This is a genomic window from Catenibacterium sp., from assembly GCF_052354645.1.
GTDB classification, from domain to species: domain Bacteria; phylum Bacillota_I; class Bacilli_A; order Erysipelotrichales; family Coprobacillaceae; genus Catenibacterium; species Catenibacterium mitsuoka_A.
The window spans coordinates 1-15,036 of the sequence record NZ_DAWDDM010000012.1; the positions used below are offsets into that span (position 1 = coordinate 1).

Below are 15,036 nucleotides of genomic sequence, written 5' to 3' on the forward strand. Positions count from 1 at the left end.
ATATAAGGTATTAGTCGGTGGTTCACTTAAAAACAAGACAACCAAGCATGCATTATTAACTGCAGTACAGCTTATGAGCTTGCGTTACTATAGTTTGTTTTGTCCAGATCTCAAGTCGATGAAGAAGAAATTGGTATAGGTGATCATATGAGAATAATTAAATCAGAAACAATTACAGAAACAATTAAAGAGTTATGTATTAAAAGTGCTTGTCATCTTCCTACAGATGTTTATAACCGTTTATTAGAAGCCATCTCTACAGAAGATTCTCCTGTTTCCAAACACACATTAGAAATATTAAAGGAAAATGCGGACATTGCAGCAAGTAACCAGGAACCAATCTGCCAGGATACAGGAATGGCCTGTATTTTTGTGGAAATAGGTCAGGAAGTCTATGTGGATGGCAACCTTACAGAAGCTATTAATGAAGGTGTCAGACAGGGGTATACTGAAGGATACTTAAGAAAGAGTGTTGTCAATGATCCTGTCTTTGACCGTATTAATACAAAAGATAATACACCAGCAATTATTCATTATGATATCGTTCCTGGAGATCAGTTAAAGATTACGGTAGCACCTAAAGGATTTGGTAGTGAAAATATGTGTCAGGTTAAAATGCTTAAACCAAGTGATGGGATTGAAGGCGTTAAGGACTTTATTTTAAAGGTTGTTGAAGATGCAGGTCCCAACCCATGTCCCCCAATCGTGATAGGTGTAGGCATAGGTGGCACATTTGATCATGTTACTTATCTTGCGAAAAAGGCAATGATTAAGAAGATTGAAGAACATCATCCTGATCCTCGTTATCGTGCATTAGAAGAAGAAATGTTGGAAAAGGTGAATGCAACGGGTATTGGACCAGCAGGTTTTGGTGGGAAGACAACAGCACTTGCCTTACATGTAGAAACATGTCCAACACATATTGCCGGCTTACCTTGCGCAGTAGCTATATGCTGTCATGTATCACGTCATCAGGAGGTTACATTATGATTAAATTAGATAGGCCTCTTACTATTGATATTGTTTAATCAGATCGAGTCTGTAATCAGGTATTATTAAGTGGTACGATTTATACAGGACGTGATGCAGCTCATAAACGTTTTGTAGAAGCAATAAAAAATAATGAACCATTACCATTTGATCCTTATGATCAAGTCATTTACTTTGTTGGTCCCACACCTACTAAGCCAGGTCATATTATTGGCAGCTGTGGACCTACAACCTCTTATCGTATGGATGCTTATTCCCCTGCAATGTTGTCAAAGGGATTAAGAGGAATGATTGGTAAAGGTAGAAGAAATAATGATGTAAAAGAAGCAATGAAACAATATAAAGGTGTTTATTTTGGTGCGATTGGTGGGGCAGGCGCAATTATTGCCTCATGTATCAAATCATGTGAAATCATTGCTTATGAAGATCTTGGTCCTGAAGCAGTACGTCGTTTAGTAGTAGAAGATCTTCCACTCACTGTAGTCATTGATAGTGAAGGACATGATCTTTATGAAATAGGTCGTCAGGACTATTTAAAAGGAAAGGAGTAATTATGGATCAACCATTTAGAGATTATAACGAGACAGATATTCTATATCTTCTTATGACATATGTAAACTTTTCATCTGGACAGGATATGTATTATAGTATTGCGAAAACAATACTTACACATCTTAAACAGATTCCTAGTATTTCAATTAACGATCTTGCAGAACTATGTTTTACATCTCCTGCAACTATTTCTAGATTTTGTAAAGATTTAAATTGTCGTAACTTTGCGACATTTAAGAAAGAAATGGCTATTGCGTTAGAGATTGCCCATGATGAAATTCATTTCTCTATGGATGATGATTTTAAGATTAAGAAGGATCCTCAATATCTTGTCAATAAGGTATATGATGATACAAAGAAATCATTAGAATTAGGACAGGCACAATTAGATATTAAAGATATTGATCATATTTGTGAACTTATTCATGATGCTCCTCAGGTATTTATGATTGGTTATCAGTTCTCACGTATTGCCTGTCAGGATTTCCAGTTAAAGATGTTGAAACTTGAAAAATTCCTCTATGCTTTTGCGAATAGAGGAGATGAAGTACAGAGACTTGATCTCATTGAAGAAAATGACTTGGTTATTATTGTGACAGTACGTGCTAGAAAAGAATTGATTGATTCACTTATTACACGTATTAAGAAACAGAAGGCACGTATTTTGATTGTGACTATGAATGAGGATTATGCAAATCCTGAAGTAGATTACTACTATCATCTTAATGGTGAAGAAAGTGATTATACACAGTCTTCTATTTCTGGCTTTATTGATACAGTTTCATTCTTTAATATTGTCTATTTGCGTTATGGTTTACTCTATAATCAATATTTGTTATAAGTGTATACGTGACCGTTTGAAGATGGTATAATGGAACAAGTCAAAAAGAAAGGAAGTATCTATTCATGAAGAAAAATGAATTAGTAGAAAAGGTTGCAGAAGGTGCTTCATTAACTAAAGCAGATGCAGAACGTGCAATCAATGCGTTAGTGAGTGCAGTATCAGAAGCACTTGTTGAAGGTGATAAGGTTGCTTTAAAAGGTCTTGGAACTTTTGAAGTCAGAGAAAGAAAAGCGAGAACTGGTATTAATCCTAGAACTCGTGAAACAATCGAAATCGCTGCAAGCAAGGTACCAGCTTTTAAAGCAAGTTCTACACTTAAAGATGCAGTAAATAAATAATATTAAAAAAGTGCTTCGGCACTTTTTTATTTGTTTTTTTTAGTTTAGAATTATGTAAAGGGGAGTGGTGATGATGATTACAATACTCTATACATCAAAACATGGCGCAACAGCCAAAATAGCACGTGTCATTAATACATATCTTGATCATACATGTACATTAATGAACCTAGATGAATTAGATATGGCTGTCTTAGAAAAGACAGATACGATTGTATTAGGTGTTCCTGTTTATTATGGTGCGCTTGATCCAAAAATGGTGGATTTTATTAAAAAGAATCAGGGATTACTGATTAAAAAGCATTATTCTATTTATATTACAGCTTTATTCCATACTGAATTCATGAGCTATATTACAAAAGAATTTGATTATTCTATTTTAAAGAATGTAACGACAATGGCAGGACTAGGTGGGGCTATTTATTATCCTGATTTAAGTATTCAGGAAAAGATGGTTCTTGCAGTGATGAATAAAAATAGATCTGTTATTCCTAAAGAACATCATGTGAATATCTTTGAGAATTTCGATAATCATGAAATAGAATTATTTTCACAAAAGATCAAGAGAATTGAAAACTATGCAACAAAATAAAAAGGAGAAGTGAAGTACGCTTCTCCTTTAATATTAGTCTACAATAATTGTACCTTCTTTAGGTCCACCAGCAGCATTTGATTCATCAGTATCAATATGCATGAATGTAGCATAAGTATCTTTAACACGGCACATAACATCACCAAATACTAATGAACGACCATTTGTTTCAACTTCTACTTTAACAATCTGACGATCCTTAATACCCATAGCTTTTGCATCTTCTGGAGAGAAGTGGATATGACGTTTTGCAGCAATAACGCCTTCAGTTAATTCAACTTCACCCTTAGGACCAACTAATTTACAAGCACCACTACCAGCAAGGTCACCAGAACCTCTTACAGGTGCTTCTAAACCTAATGATCTTGCATCAGTAAGAGCTAATTCAATTTGAGTATAATCTCTAACAGGACCAAGAACAGACATAGCTTTTTCTCCTCTAGTTCCTACTACCTTTACTTTTTCAACACATGCAAACTGACCTGGCTGAGAAAGATCCTTCTTCTTAGTTAATTCATAACCTTCACCAAATAAAGTTTCTAAATCAGCCTGACTTAAATGAATATGTCTAGCTGAAGTTTCAATAATAATCTTGTTATTCATAATCTGCCTCCTAGTCACGTATTTTACACCCTTTTTCTTGTTTTGAAAAGGCTTACTTTACAAATTAGTATAAGTGTAACACATCAATGTTTGTTTTCATTAATTTCTAAAACTGTTATAATATTTGTAAGTGAGGTTGATGTTATGATTAATATTATTACGTCGGAATTACCAATAATTTGGAAGTTTGTAAAATCGGCTATTGATTTATTGGCAGTATGGGTTTTATTATACTATGGTATCATGATGTTTAAGACAAACATGCGTACTATGCAGTTATTTAAAGGAGTTATTGTAGTTCTTCTTGTTAAGGCTATTACGAGTGTTCTAGGACTTGTGACTCTTGGTACTATTGTAGATGCAGTCATTACATGGGGAGTATTGGCTATTGTAGTCATTTTCCAACCAGAAATACGTGTTTTATTAGAGAAGATGGGACAAACTAAAAATGAAGTACAGCATCGTTTATCTGATGATGAAAGAGAACGTGCTATGGATGAACTTGTTGAATCTATTACAACTATGTCTAAGGATAAAACAGGTGCATTAATTACATTTGAGCGTCGTCAGTCTTTACAGGACTTCATTAATACAGGTGTTAAAGTGTCTGCTTCTATTAAAGCAGAACTACTTACTACAATCTTCTATGAAGGCACACCTCTTCATGATGGGGCTACTATTATTAAGAATGATATGATTGTGGCTTCTGCCTGTTTCTATCCTCCTACTAATAAGGAAATTCCTTCACAGTATGGAGCAAGACATAGAGCGGCCATTGGTATTAGTGAAATCACTGATTCTTTGACAGTGGTTGTATCTGAAGAGACAGGAAATGTTAGCTTTGCAGCTAATGGAGAACTTACAAGAATTAACTTAAATGAGTTACGTTCTAAATTGATTGCAGAGTTGAACTGGTATGATGAAGGTGGTGAAGACCATGAGTGATCCTAAGAAAAAGAAACAGACGGATTCTACTACGGATTTTTTCTTACAGTTTATGAAAGAAGAAAAGTCTGATAAAGAGAAGACAGAAGCTAAAAAAGAAGAAAGAGAACAGACTTATACTAAAACAGTAGAAAAGTTTTCTTCAGGTTATAACTACTTTAATAAGCTATTAGATAAGCTTCTTGCCAATAAGCATTCTGTACGTATTCTTTCGTTTGTGCTTGCAATATTTTTATTTGTTTCATTCTCTGGTGGAGATGTCATGAATTCTACTACTGCAGGGGCAACTTTAAAGAAAGTGCCAGTACAGGTAGAAGGTTTAAAGGAAGGTTATGAGGTATCAGGACTTCCTGCAACAGTAGAAATAGGATTAATTGGTCCTTCTATGGATATCTATACAACTAAATTGACTAGTAATTATGAGGTTTATTGTGATTTATCTGAATATAATGAAGGAACACATCATGTGACTTTAAAAACAAGAAATTTTGATAGTGATTTGACTGTTATGTTGATTCCTGAGACAGTGACTATTAAGATTCTACCTAAAGTAGATGCGAAGTTTGATTTAGGATATAAGTTTATTAACCAAGATAAATTAAATGAAAAATATAGCGTTTCAGTCGATACAATATCTACAAAACGTGTTACAATAACAGCGACACAAAATAATCTGGATAAGATTGATAAGGTCCAGGCGCTTATTGATGTAGAAGGCAAGACAAAAGCATTCCAGCAGGCATGTGAAATTAAAGCATATGATGCCGATGGTAATGAAGTACAATGTACAATTGCACCAGAAAAGGTCAATGTGAGCTGTCATGTAGATTCTTATTCTAAGGAAGTGCCAGTTAAACCAGAATTTGTTGGTCAATTGCAGGATGGCTATCAAATGACAAATTATAAATTATCTAGCTCTACTGTAACTATTTATGGTAAGCGTACTGATATTAGTGATATTAATTATATTACTTGTCAGGTAGATGTTTCTAATTTATCAGGATCAACAACATTATCCGGTATTGCGTTACAGGGGAATGACAAGATAAATAAGATGTCACAGACAACTGTAGATGTGACTATGTTTATTGAAAAGAAATAGAGAGGACAAAAAAATGGGTAAATATTTCGGAACAGATGGTTTTAGAGGAGAAGCAAATAAGACTTTAACAGTAGAACATGCTTTTAAAGTAGGTCGTTATTTAGGTTGGTATTATAACCGTAACCATAAAGCAAAAATCGTTATTGGTAAGGATACAAGACGTTCAAGCTATATGTTTGAATATGCATTAGTTGCAGGTTTAACTGCAAGTGGTGCAGATGCATATCTTCTTCATGTAACTACAACTCCTTCAGTATCTTATATTGTAAGAACTGATGGATTTGATTGTGGTATCATGATTTCTGCATCACATAACCCTTATTATGATAATGGTATTAAGTTAATCAATGATAAGGGTCAGAAGTTTGATGCTGAAGTAGAAAAGCAGATTGAAATGTATATTGATGGTTTAACTGATGAACTTCCATATGCAACTAAGGATGAAATTGGTCGTGCATTAGATTATTCAATGGGTAGAAATAGATATATTGGTTACTTAATGAGTATTCCTAAACGTGCATTTAGAAATGTTCGTGTTGGTTTAGATTGTGCGAATGGTGCTTCATCTAATATCGCAAAAGCAGTATTTGATGCATTAGGAGCTGAAACATATGTTATCAATGATCATCCAGATGGAGTAAACATCAATACTGATTGTGGTTCTACACATATGGAAGCATTACAGAACTTTGTACGTGAAAAAGGTTTAGATATTGGTTTCGCATTTGATGGTGATGCTGATAGATGTTTAGCTGTAGATGAATTTGGTAGAGTTGTAGATGGTGACTTAATTCTTTATGTATGTGGTCAGGAATTAAAGAAAAACAATGAATTAGCGAATAACACAATCGTTACTACAATCATGAGTAATATTGGTCTTTATAAGGCTTTAGATAAGATTGGTATTGGTTATGCTAAAACTGCTGTTGGTGATAAGTATGTATATGAAAACATGGTTACTAATGGTAACGTTATTGGTGGTGAACAGTCTGGTCATATTATTTTCTCTAAACATGCAACAACTGGTGATGGTATCTTAACATCATTAAAGATTCTTGAAACATGTATTGAAAATAAAAAGACATTAGCTCAGTTAACTGAACCAGTAACTATTTATCCACAGTTATTAATCAATGTACGTGTAAGTGATAAAGCTACAGTATTAAATGATGAAGATATTAAGAAAGCAATTGAAGAAGTGACAGAAACATTAGGTGATGATGGTCGTATTTTAGTAAGAGAATCTGGTACAGAACCATTAATTCGTGTCATGGTTGAAGCACAGACAGATGAAATTTGTCATGAGAATGTACTTAAGGTAGTAAATCTTATTTAAGATAAAGGCTATGCCGTTAAATATTCACATAATCTAACAAAATATTGCCACTTTCGTGGCAATATTTTCACTTTATAATGAAATATGGGAGGTGAGTCTCTTGAAATACAAAATTAATATTATTGATGATGAGAAACACTTGAATGATATAGTAAGAACATATTTAGAAAAAGAAGGATATGAATGTACTTCTTTCTATACTTATGATGAAGCTTTAATGCATTGTGATGATGATGTACATTTATGGTTGGTAGATATTATGCTTGATAAGAATAGTGGATTCGATTTGTTGACAGCTATTAAATCAAAGCGTCCTGATATGCCTATTGTCTTTATGTCTGCAAGAGACCAGGACTTTGACCGAATCATTGGTTTAGAAAAGGGCTGTGATGAATATATCACAAAACCATTTAATATGAAGGAAGTGATTCTTCGTATTCATAACGTTTTAAAGCGTGTCTATAAAGATACTGAAATGATTGATATTGATGGTTATATGGTGGATGAATCTAAACGTAAAGTATTAGAAAATGACCATGAAATAGATCTGACTACTAAAGAATATGAATTGCTTCTTTATTTTATGAAAAATAAAGGTATTGCGATTTCTCGTGAACAGGTCTTAACACGTGTCTGGGATGAAAACTATTTTGGTAGTGACCGTGTTGTAGATGATACTTTAAGACGTTTAAGAAAGAAGATGCCAAATATCAATATTAAGACAATCTATGGTTTTGGCTATAGACTAGACTAATGTTTAAATCTTTTTCTTTATTAAAACAGCTTCTTGTAGTAATACTTGGTTTAGCTATCATGTTAGTGGCTGTTGTAATGCCTATTGTAGATTCTAATGTGCATGATATTATTGATGATCAGATGTATGAAAAGCTAGAGACATCACAAAGAGATTCTGTAGAATATGACTTTATGCCTTCTAATAATAAAGAGAAGGCAATCTATACAATTGTTTATGATCCTACAGAAAATGCCTTTACATTTAGTAATCTTCATGGAGATGCCACTACATTGACATTACTATATAACTATTTATTTGGACGTGATTTAGAGAAGATTGTGAATAGTAGAAGACATAATACTATAGAAAGTAAAGGAACTTATGCGAGAGAAACCTATTATTATCGTATTATGAAGGTGGATAATGAGTATTTGATTTCTATTATGTCTAATTCTTATTCAGATAAGCTGATCACTGATATCCGTAATCGTATTATTTATATTCTTTATGCAGTACTCACTATTTTCGCATTAGTACTCGTCTTATGGGTTATTTCTCTTATTCGTCCTTTAAAGAAGATTAAAACATATGTGGATTCTATTGCGAATCGTGAAGAAGCAACTTTAGTCATGGATCGACAAGATGAAATAGGTGTTGTAGGAAATGCGATTGTCACAATGAAAGATGAACTCATGAAGCAGGAAAAAGTCAAAGAAGAAATGATTCATAATATTTCTCATGACTTAAAAACACCTATTGCACTTATTAAGACATATGGACAGAGTGTGAAGGATGATATCTACCCATATGGTGATAAGGACAGTTCTATGGATATTATCCTAGAAAATGCAGATCGTTTAGAACATAAAGTAAAATCCTTACTCTATTTAAATAGATTAGATTACTTAAGTGCTGAGGAAAGTGAATTAAAACCTTTCCCTATCAAAGACTTAATTGAACATATCGTCATGCAAATGGAAGCAATGCAGCATATCCATATAGAAACAGACTTAGATGATGTGGCTTTTATTGGTAATGAAGAACATTGGCGTGTAGCGATAGAAAATATTATTGATAATGCATCACGTTATATGAAATCTGTTATTAAGATTACTTTAAAAGAAGATACACTTATTATCTATAATGATGGTGATCCTATAGATGAAGATAAGAAAGAAGATCTTTTTAACCCTTATGTAAAAGGAGTAAAGGGTCAGTTTGGTTTAGGTTTATCCATTGTATCTAAGATTGCGGACATGTATGGCTATGATATTCATGCTGAAAATAAAGATATAGGTGTTGCATTTATATTTACGAAAAGAGCTTCCTAGTTGGGAAGCTTTTTGTGATAAAATAGAGTAAAGGAGTTGAGAACATGACTTATTTTGGAGAACATACACCAAAGCTTGGTTTTGGTATGATGCGTTTACCACGCACTCATGGACAAATTGATATTGAAGAAACAAAGAAGATGGTAGATGCCTTTATGGATGCTGGACTGACTTATTTTGATACAGCCTATGTTTATGAAGGATCAGAGGAAGCAACAAGAAAGGCACTTGTAGAACGTTATCCTAGAGATTGTTATACACTAGCGTCTAAAATCAATGCAAAGATGATGTGTCATGATGAAGAAAGCTGTCAGGCACAATTAAAGGTCAGCTTAGAGAGAACTGGTGCAGGATATTTTGATTATTATCTTCTACATGCATTATCTGATGCCAATGTGGCTTTATATGATCAGTATCATATATGGGACTTTGTGAAGGATGCAAAAGCAAAGGAACTTATTAAACATTATGGTTTCTCTTTCCATGGGACACCACAATTATTAGATGAATTACTCACTAAGCATCCTGATGTAGAATTTGTACAATTACAATTAAACTATGCAGACTGGGAAAACCCAGCTATTACATCACGTGCCAATTATGAAATTGCGAGAAAGCATCAGAAATCTATTGTTGTAATGGAACCTATTAAGGGTGGTACACTGGCCTCACCACCTGAATCAGTCAGAGAAATACTACATAATGCGAATCCTCATATGTCTATTGCATCATGGGCTGTACGTTATGTGGCATCGCTAGATGGTATTATTACAGTACTTAGTGGAATGAGTACAATGGAACAGGTACTAGATAATATTTCTTATATGAAAGATTTTAAACCTTTAAGTGAAGAAGAACAGAATACAATTAAGAAAGCACAAAAGGCATTAGATGCCATTGAATCTATTCCATGTACTGCATGTCGTTATTGTACACCAGGATGCCCAATGGGTATTGAAATACCAGATATTTTCAAGGCAATGAACTGGTATAAGATCTATGGTATGAAGGATAAAGCCAAGGATCGTTATGAAGGTATTATAGAAAAGAGTGCGAAAGCATCTGAATGTATAGAATGTGGGCAATGTGAGGGTGTTTGTCCACAACAGTTACCTATCATCAAATATTTAAAAGAATGTGCTGATGTATTAGAGGAGTGATGTATTTGAAGAAATGGATCGTATGTCTATTAAGTTTATTATTAGTAACAGGATGTACACAAAAGAAGGTTGCATTACCTAAACCTGTCACTATTGAATTTTATTCAGTTAAGACATGTTCTGAATGTATCGCTTTTAAGAAAAATGCGATACCTTATTTAAAGAAACGTTATAAGAATATTACAATCAAGATGTATGATATGGATGATACAAAAACAACAGACCATTATAATCAAGCAATCAATTCTTTAAAGGATTTTGATGATGAATATTATGGTTTAGGTCCATTTATTTATGTAAAAGGTTATTTTGCCTTACTAGGATATGAAACAGATGATGAAGAAATACTTGCAAAAGATATTGAACGTGTCACAAATGGAAAGAAACCTACTCAAGATTTTAATAATCGTAGGTTTACTGTTAAGTAGTACATCATGTAAAAAGAATATATATTCTGTAAAAGTCTATGGACTTAAGTCCTGTGGAAATTGTAGAATATTAATAGATGATTTCAAGGATGATGAAAACATCCAGCTGCATATGATTGATATTGATACACATATTTTAGCCTATAAGAAAGATATCGCATTATATGATGGCTTGAGTGATAACCAGGCTCCTGTCATAATGACAGAGTCATTTGCGAAAGCAGGTTATTCTAGTAAAGAATATAAGGTACTCAAAAAAGCAATCATATTAGGTAAGAAACCAAATCTAAAAAATTATTATAAAAGGAGATCGAATTATGGCAACACCACACAATGAAGCAAAAAAAGGTGATATCGCAAAAACAGTCTTAATGCCAGGAGACCCATTACGTGCAAAATATCTGGCAGAAACATATTTAGAAGATGTTGTACAGTTCAACGCTGTAAGAAATATGTTTGGTTATACAGGAACTTATAAAGGAAAGAAGATTTCTATTATGGGTTCAGGAATGGGTATGCCTTCTATTGGTATCTATTCTTATGAATTATTCACACAATATGACGTAGAAAACATCATTCGTATCGGTAGTGCAGGTTCTATGCAGAAGAATGTACATATTAGAGATGTGATTATTGCTCAGGGTTCATGTACAGACTCTAACTTTGCCCATCAATATGAATTACCAGGTACTTTCTCAGCTATTTCTTCTTATTCATTATTAGAAAAAGCTGTTACACTCGCAAAAGAAAAGAAGATCAACTACCATGTAGGTAATGTATTAGCATCTGATATTTTCTATCATGCAGATACAACTTCTGTAGAAAAATGGTCTAGAATGGGTGTGCTAGCAGTAGAAATGGAATCTTATGCATTATTTGCAACAGCTGCTTATTTAGGTAAGAATGCTCTCACATTACTTACAATCTCTGATTCTTTAGTCAATGATGAACCAGAAACTACTGCCCAAGAAAGAGAAAAGACATTTACTGCAATGATGGAAGTCGCATTGGAGATTGCTTGATGAAACAGAAGTGTGCATTTTTTGATTTTGATTATACAATAGCTCATGGTGATTCTATTAGGAAGCTATTGTCTTATACTTTAAAGAAGTATCCTTTATCAGTATTCCGTTTTCTTCCACTTATTCCATATGGAATTGGTTATGTATTACATATCTGTTCTATGGAATCAATGAAATCATGGGTTCATTTCCCTTTAGATTTACTCACTGAAGAAGAAATCAAAGACTGTTATGAAAAGGATATCGTACCTACTTATTACCCTCATATGGTTGAAGAGATGAAGAAGAGACAGGAAGAAGGATGTTTAGTATTCCTTGTCACTGCCAGTGCTGAAGCTTATATGCGCTTTAATACACTTCCTTGTGATGAGTTAATGGGTACAAAGACACAAATAAAGGATGGACATTATACATCTCGTATTATTGGTGAGAACTGTAAAGGTAAAGCAAAGGTGACTAGAATTAATCAGTATATGAAAGAACATGATCTAGAAATAGATTATGATCATTCTTATGGTTATTCTGATTCTGATTCTGATCTTCCAATGCTGGAATTATGCCGTTACCGTTATCGTGTCGATAGAAAAGATGGTCACTTATCAGACTTTTAAGCAGCACGTTAGTGCTGCTTTTTCAAACAGTTCTTGAAAAGTATAAATCTCTAGTTTATACTTTTTACTTGAGGAAAAGAGGAATATAAAATGACACGTTATCGTGATACGTATGCAAAAGTACGTTTAGATTATATTAAAGAAAATGTAGAAACATTATATAAAAAAACTAAAAAGCCTATGGTGGCTATCATTAAAGCAAATGCGTATGGACATGGCTATAAGGAAGTTGCTTCTGTTTTAAAGGATGAATCTATTATTCAGATGTTTGCAGTAGCTACTTTAAAAGAAGCTGTAGACTTAAGAGACTTAGGTGTAAAGCAGGATATTCTAGTATTAGGTGCAATACCACTAGAAGACTTAGATATTGCGATTAAGAAGAATATCAGCCTTGCTTTATTCTCTTTTGATTACTTAAATAAGATTAATGAAATGCATCACTATGATGCTCCTGTTAAGGTTCATTTAAGCATTGATTCAGGAATGAACAGAATTGGTTTTAAGACAGAAAAAGAATTTGAAAAGGCTATGGAAATGATTGATTCTTCTAAAATTGATGTAGAAGGAATCTTTACTCATTTTGCGACAGCAGATGATTTCTCTCAGGATGATGAATATGAAAAACAATTGGCTTTATTTAAATCTATTGTAGGTAATAACCGTTTTAAATATATTCATTGTGATAACTCAGCTGCTATGATGTTCCATCATTCAGACTATGGTAATTTGACACGTATTGGTATTGCGATGTATGGTGTAGATCCACGTGGTGAAGAAAATAGTGATTTAAAACAAGCTATGAGTCTTTATACAAAAGTTGCTATGGTTAAAGTTGTACCTAAAGGTGAAAAGATTGGTTATGGTATGACTTATACAGCTGATGAGGACCAATATATTGCGACTTTACCAATTGGTTATGCAGATGGATTTACACGTGCTAATCAGGGTAGAGAAGTCTATATTAATGGTCATTACTATCCTGTAGTAGGAAGAGTATGTATGGATCAGTGCATGGTGAAGGTAGATGAAAATGTAAAACCTGGGGATGATGTAGAAATCTTTGGAGAACATATCTCACTTGCGAAAATGGCTAAAGAAATCAATACAATCCCTTATGAAATCATCTGTCTCATTTCACCAAGAGTGGAGAGAATATATGAAAAGTAGAAATCAATATGCGAAAACAATTAGAAGAATAGAAATCGGTTCTAACTTCTTATTAATTATTGGTATATTAGTCAGCTTCTTTATGTCATGGGGTTTACCTGGAACTATTGGGACTGTTGTGCTTTATATCTTACTTATGGCTTATAATTTTACTTTAATGAAAAGATGTCGTTGTGACTCATGTGGTCATGTTGATATTTTTACAAAGTCTAGAAGTTTTGTGACTGGTGTAGAACAGAGATGTCCTAATTGTAACCACAAGTTAAAAAATGATGTACCACTTAATGAAATAGAATTCAAGAAGTAAAAAGATGTCAGCTTAACGGCTGACATCTTTATTATTATATCTTTTTGCAAGTCTCTGGAATGTCGTATGACTTATTTCCAGCATCCTTCCTGCTTCTCTTAAACTAATTAAATTATTCTCCCAAAGCTGATAAATAGAATCAAAATTCTCTGGAATATCCATGACTGGTCTACCAAACTTCACACCTTTTTCTTTTGCAATTCTAATACCTTCAGCTTGTCTTTGTCTAATATTTTCTCTTTCTATCTGGGCAACATAGGACAGTATCTGTAATACAAGATCTGCAATAAACTTTCCTGTTAAGCCATTGATCTTATTTTTTGTATCAAGAAGTGGAAAATCTAATACACTCACATCTACATCCTTATCTTTTGTCAGTATTCTCCATTGTTCAATAATCTCATCATAATTTCTACCAAGTCGATCAATAGACTTAATATACACTTCATCACCTGCCTTCAGCTTTCTTAACATCTTCTTATAATTCTTACGTTCAAAATCCTTGCCTGACTGCTTATCAATAAACATCTTACTCTTATCAATACCAGCCTCTTTCATTGCTTCTACCTGTCTATCAATATTCTGGTCTTTAGTAGAAACTCTAATATAAGCATATTTCATATCCATACCTCCATTAATTATGGAGATTATACAAAATATAAACTTCATATATATATTAATAAAAAACTTTACAAGTAAAAAGATTGCCTTTCGGGCAATCTCTTTTATAGGTTTGCATTTATAAAATCTTTGAAATAGTAGTACTGTAGAGCACCTGGATATTTTGCAGTCACTTTACCTTTTTTAATAATAAATGTACAAGGTGTAGAGACATTGACATTTAATTTCTTGGTAAGGTAATTAGAAGACTTTCCTTTTGTATCAACATAATAAATTTTATTTTTTCTATTCTTTGACTGGGAAGTAGTCATTACTTCGTGCAAAGAGTTCATCGTATTAGAAGAAGTCTTC

At 33.2% G+C, this 15,036-nt stretch carries 18 protein-coding genes and 2 pseudogenes; 17 read left to right on the forward strand and 3 right to left on the reverse strand.

Features of this window, described 5'->3' with window-relative positions; translation table 11 throughout:
- The first annotated feature begins 147 nt into the window (after positions 1–147).
- The 5 genes and pseudogenes from ACT8VG_RS01205 to ACT8VG_RS01225 all read left to right on the forward strand — a co-directional run bounded on the left by ACT8VG_RS01205 (position 148) and on the right by ACT8VG_RS01225 (position 3,316).
- The gene (locus tag ACT8VG_RS01205) at positions 148–990 is read left to right on the forward strand and encodes a fumarate hydratase (protein ID WP_444195045.1); all 843 of its coding nucleotides are present in this window, start codon (positions 148–150) and stop codon (positions 988–990) included.
- A 56-nt stretch (positions 991–1,046) separates the two neighbouring features.
- Positions 1,047–1,541: pseudogene (locus ACT8VG_RS01210) on the forward strand (Fe-S-containing hydro-lyase); the annotation flags it as partial.
- Between the two features lie 2 nt (positions 1,542–1,543).
- Positions 1,544–2,383 carry a MurR/RpiR family transcriptional regulator gene (locus ACT8VG_RS01215; protein ID WP_444195046.1) on the forward strand — a complete coding sequence of 280 codons (840 nt, stop codon included), beginning with the start codon at positions 1,544–1,546 and terminating at the stop codon, positions 2,381–2,383.
- A 65-nt stretch (positions 2,384–2,448) separates the two neighbouring features.
- Entirely contained in the window at positions 2,449–2,724 is a 276-nt protein-coding gene (locus ACT8VG_RS01220) for an HU family DNA-binding protein (protein WP_117458275.1), read from the forward strand.
- 70 nt (positions 2,725–2,794) lie between these two features.
- A complete protein-coding gene (locus tag ACT8VG_RS01225) occupies positions 2,795–3,316 on the forward strand; it encodes a flavodoxin domain-containing protein (protein ID WP_444195047.1) in 522 nt (173 codons plus the stop codon).
- 33 nt (positions 3,317–3,349) lie between these two features.
- Here ACT8VG_RS01225 and ACT8VG_RS01230 read toward each other — a convergent pair whose 3' ends face one another.
- A complete protein-coding gene (locus ACT8VG_RS01230; RefSeq protein WP_117458276.1) occupies positions 3,350–3,919 on the reverse strand; it encodes a PduL/EutD family phosphate acyltransferase in 570 nt (189 codons plus the stop codon).
- Positions 3,920–4,063: 144 nt separating this feature from the next.
- Here ACT8VG_RS01230 and cdaA point away from each other — a divergent pair, with 144 nt between their 5' ends.
- The 12 genes from cdaA to ACT8VG_RS01290 all read left to right on the forward strand — a co-directional run bounded on the left by cdaA (position 4,064) and on the right by ACT8VG_RS01290 (position 14,064).
- Positions 4,064–4,864: a diadenylate cyclase CdaA gene (gene cdaA, locus ACT8VG_RS01235; RefSeq protein WP_226793489.1), complete on the forward strand. Its 801-nt coding sequence runs from the start codon at positions 4,064–4,066 to the stop codon at positions 4,862–4,864.
- Positions 4,857–5,966: a CdaR family protein gene (locus tag ACT8VG_RS01240; protein ID WP_117458278.1), complete on the forward strand. Its 1,110-nt coding sequence runs from the start codon at positions 4,857–4,859 to the stop codon at positions 5,964–5,966. The genes cdaA and ACT8VG_RS01240 overlap by 8 nt, the downstream gene beginning before the upstream one ends.
- A 13-nt stretch (positions 5,967–5,979) precedes the next feature.
- Positions 5,980–7,302: a phosphoglucosamine mutase gene (gene glmM / locus ACT8VG_RS01245; protein WP_444195048.1), complete on the forward strand. Its 1,323-nt coding sequence runs from the start codon at positions 5,980–5,982 to the stop codon at positions 7,300–7,302.
- Between the two features lie 100 nt (positions 7,303–7,402).
- Entirely contained in the window at positions 7,403–8,056 is a 654-nt protein-coding gene (locus ACT8VG_RS01250) for a response regulator transcription factor (RefSeq protein ID WP_022424455.1), read from the forward strand.
- Positions 8,056–9,369 carry a sensor histidine kinase gene (locus tag ACT8VG_RS01255; RefSeq protein ID WP_022424456.1) on the forward strand — a complete coding sequence of 438 codons (1,314 nt, stop codon included), beginning with the start codon at positions 8,056–8,058 and terminating at the stop codon, positions 9,367–9,369. Before ACT8VG_RS01250 ends, ACT8VG_RS01255 begins: the two co-directional genes overlap by 1 nt.
- Positions 9,370–9,413: 44 nt before the next feature.
- Complete coding sequence (locus ACT8VG_RS01260; protein ID WP_444195049.1) at positions 9,414–10,529, forward strand: aldo/keto reductase; 1,116 nt, start codon at positions 9,414–9,416, stop codon at positions 10,527–10,529.
- A 5-nt stretch (positions 10,530–10,534) separates the two neighbouring features.
- Positions 10,535–10,957 carry a hypothetical protein gene (locus tag ACT8VG_RS01265; RefSeq protein ID WP_117458316.1) on the forward strand — a complete coding sequence of 141 codons (423 nt, stop codon included), beginning with the start codon at positions 10,535–10,537 and terminating at the stop codon, positions 10,955–10,957.
- Between the two features lie 112 nt (positions 10,958–11,069).
- Entirely contained in the window at positions 11,070–11,294 is a 225-nt protein-coding gene (locus ACT8VG_RS01270) for a hypothetical protein (RefSeq protein ID WP_147321672.1), read from the forward strand.
- On the forward strand, positions 11,275–11,979 hold the full coding sequence (gene deoD, locus ACT8VG_RS01275; protein WP_022424460.1) for a purine-nucleoside phosphorylase: 705 nt from the start codon (positions 11,275–11,277) through the stop codon (positions 11,977–11,979). Before ACT8VG_RS01270 ends, deoD begins: the two co-directional genes overlap by 20 nt.
- On the forward strand, positions 11,979–12,590 hold the full coding sequence (locus ACT8VG_RS01280) for an HAD-IB family hydrolase (protein ID WP_432265273.1): 612 nt from the start codon (positions 11,979–11,981) through the stop codon (positions 12,588–12,590). The genes deoD and ACT8VG_RS01280 overlap by 1 nt, the downstream gene beginning before the upstream one ends.
- 90 nt (positions 12,591–12,680) lie before the next feature.
- A complete protein-coding gene (gene alr, locus ACT8VG_RS01285; RefSeq protein ID WP_117458285.1) occupies positions 12,681–13,757 on the forward strand; it encodes an alanine racemase in 1,077 nt (358 codons plus the stop codon).
- Positions 13,747–14,064 (forward strand): hypothetical protein, encoded by a 318-nt coding sequence (locus ACT8VG_RS01290; protein WP_117458286.1) that lies wholly within the window; start codon positions 13,747–13,749, stop codon positions 14,062–14,064. Before alr ends, ACT8VG_RS01290 begins: the two co-directional genes overlap by 11 nt.
- A gap of 12 nt (positions 14,065–14,076) precedes the next feature.
- On the opposite strand, the gene ACT8VG_RS01295 is transcribed toward ACT8VG_RS01290, so the two are convergent.
- On the reverse strand, positions 14,077–14,685 hold the full coding sequence (locus ACT8VG_RS01295; RefSeq protein ID WP_022424464.1) for a recombinase family protein: 609 nt from the start codon (positions 14,683–14,685) through the stop codon (positions 14,077–14,079).
- 104 nt (positions 14,686–14,789) lie between these two features.
- A pseudogene (locus ACT8VG_RS01300) lies at positions 14,790–15,036 on the reverse strand (hypothetical protein); the annotation flags it as partial.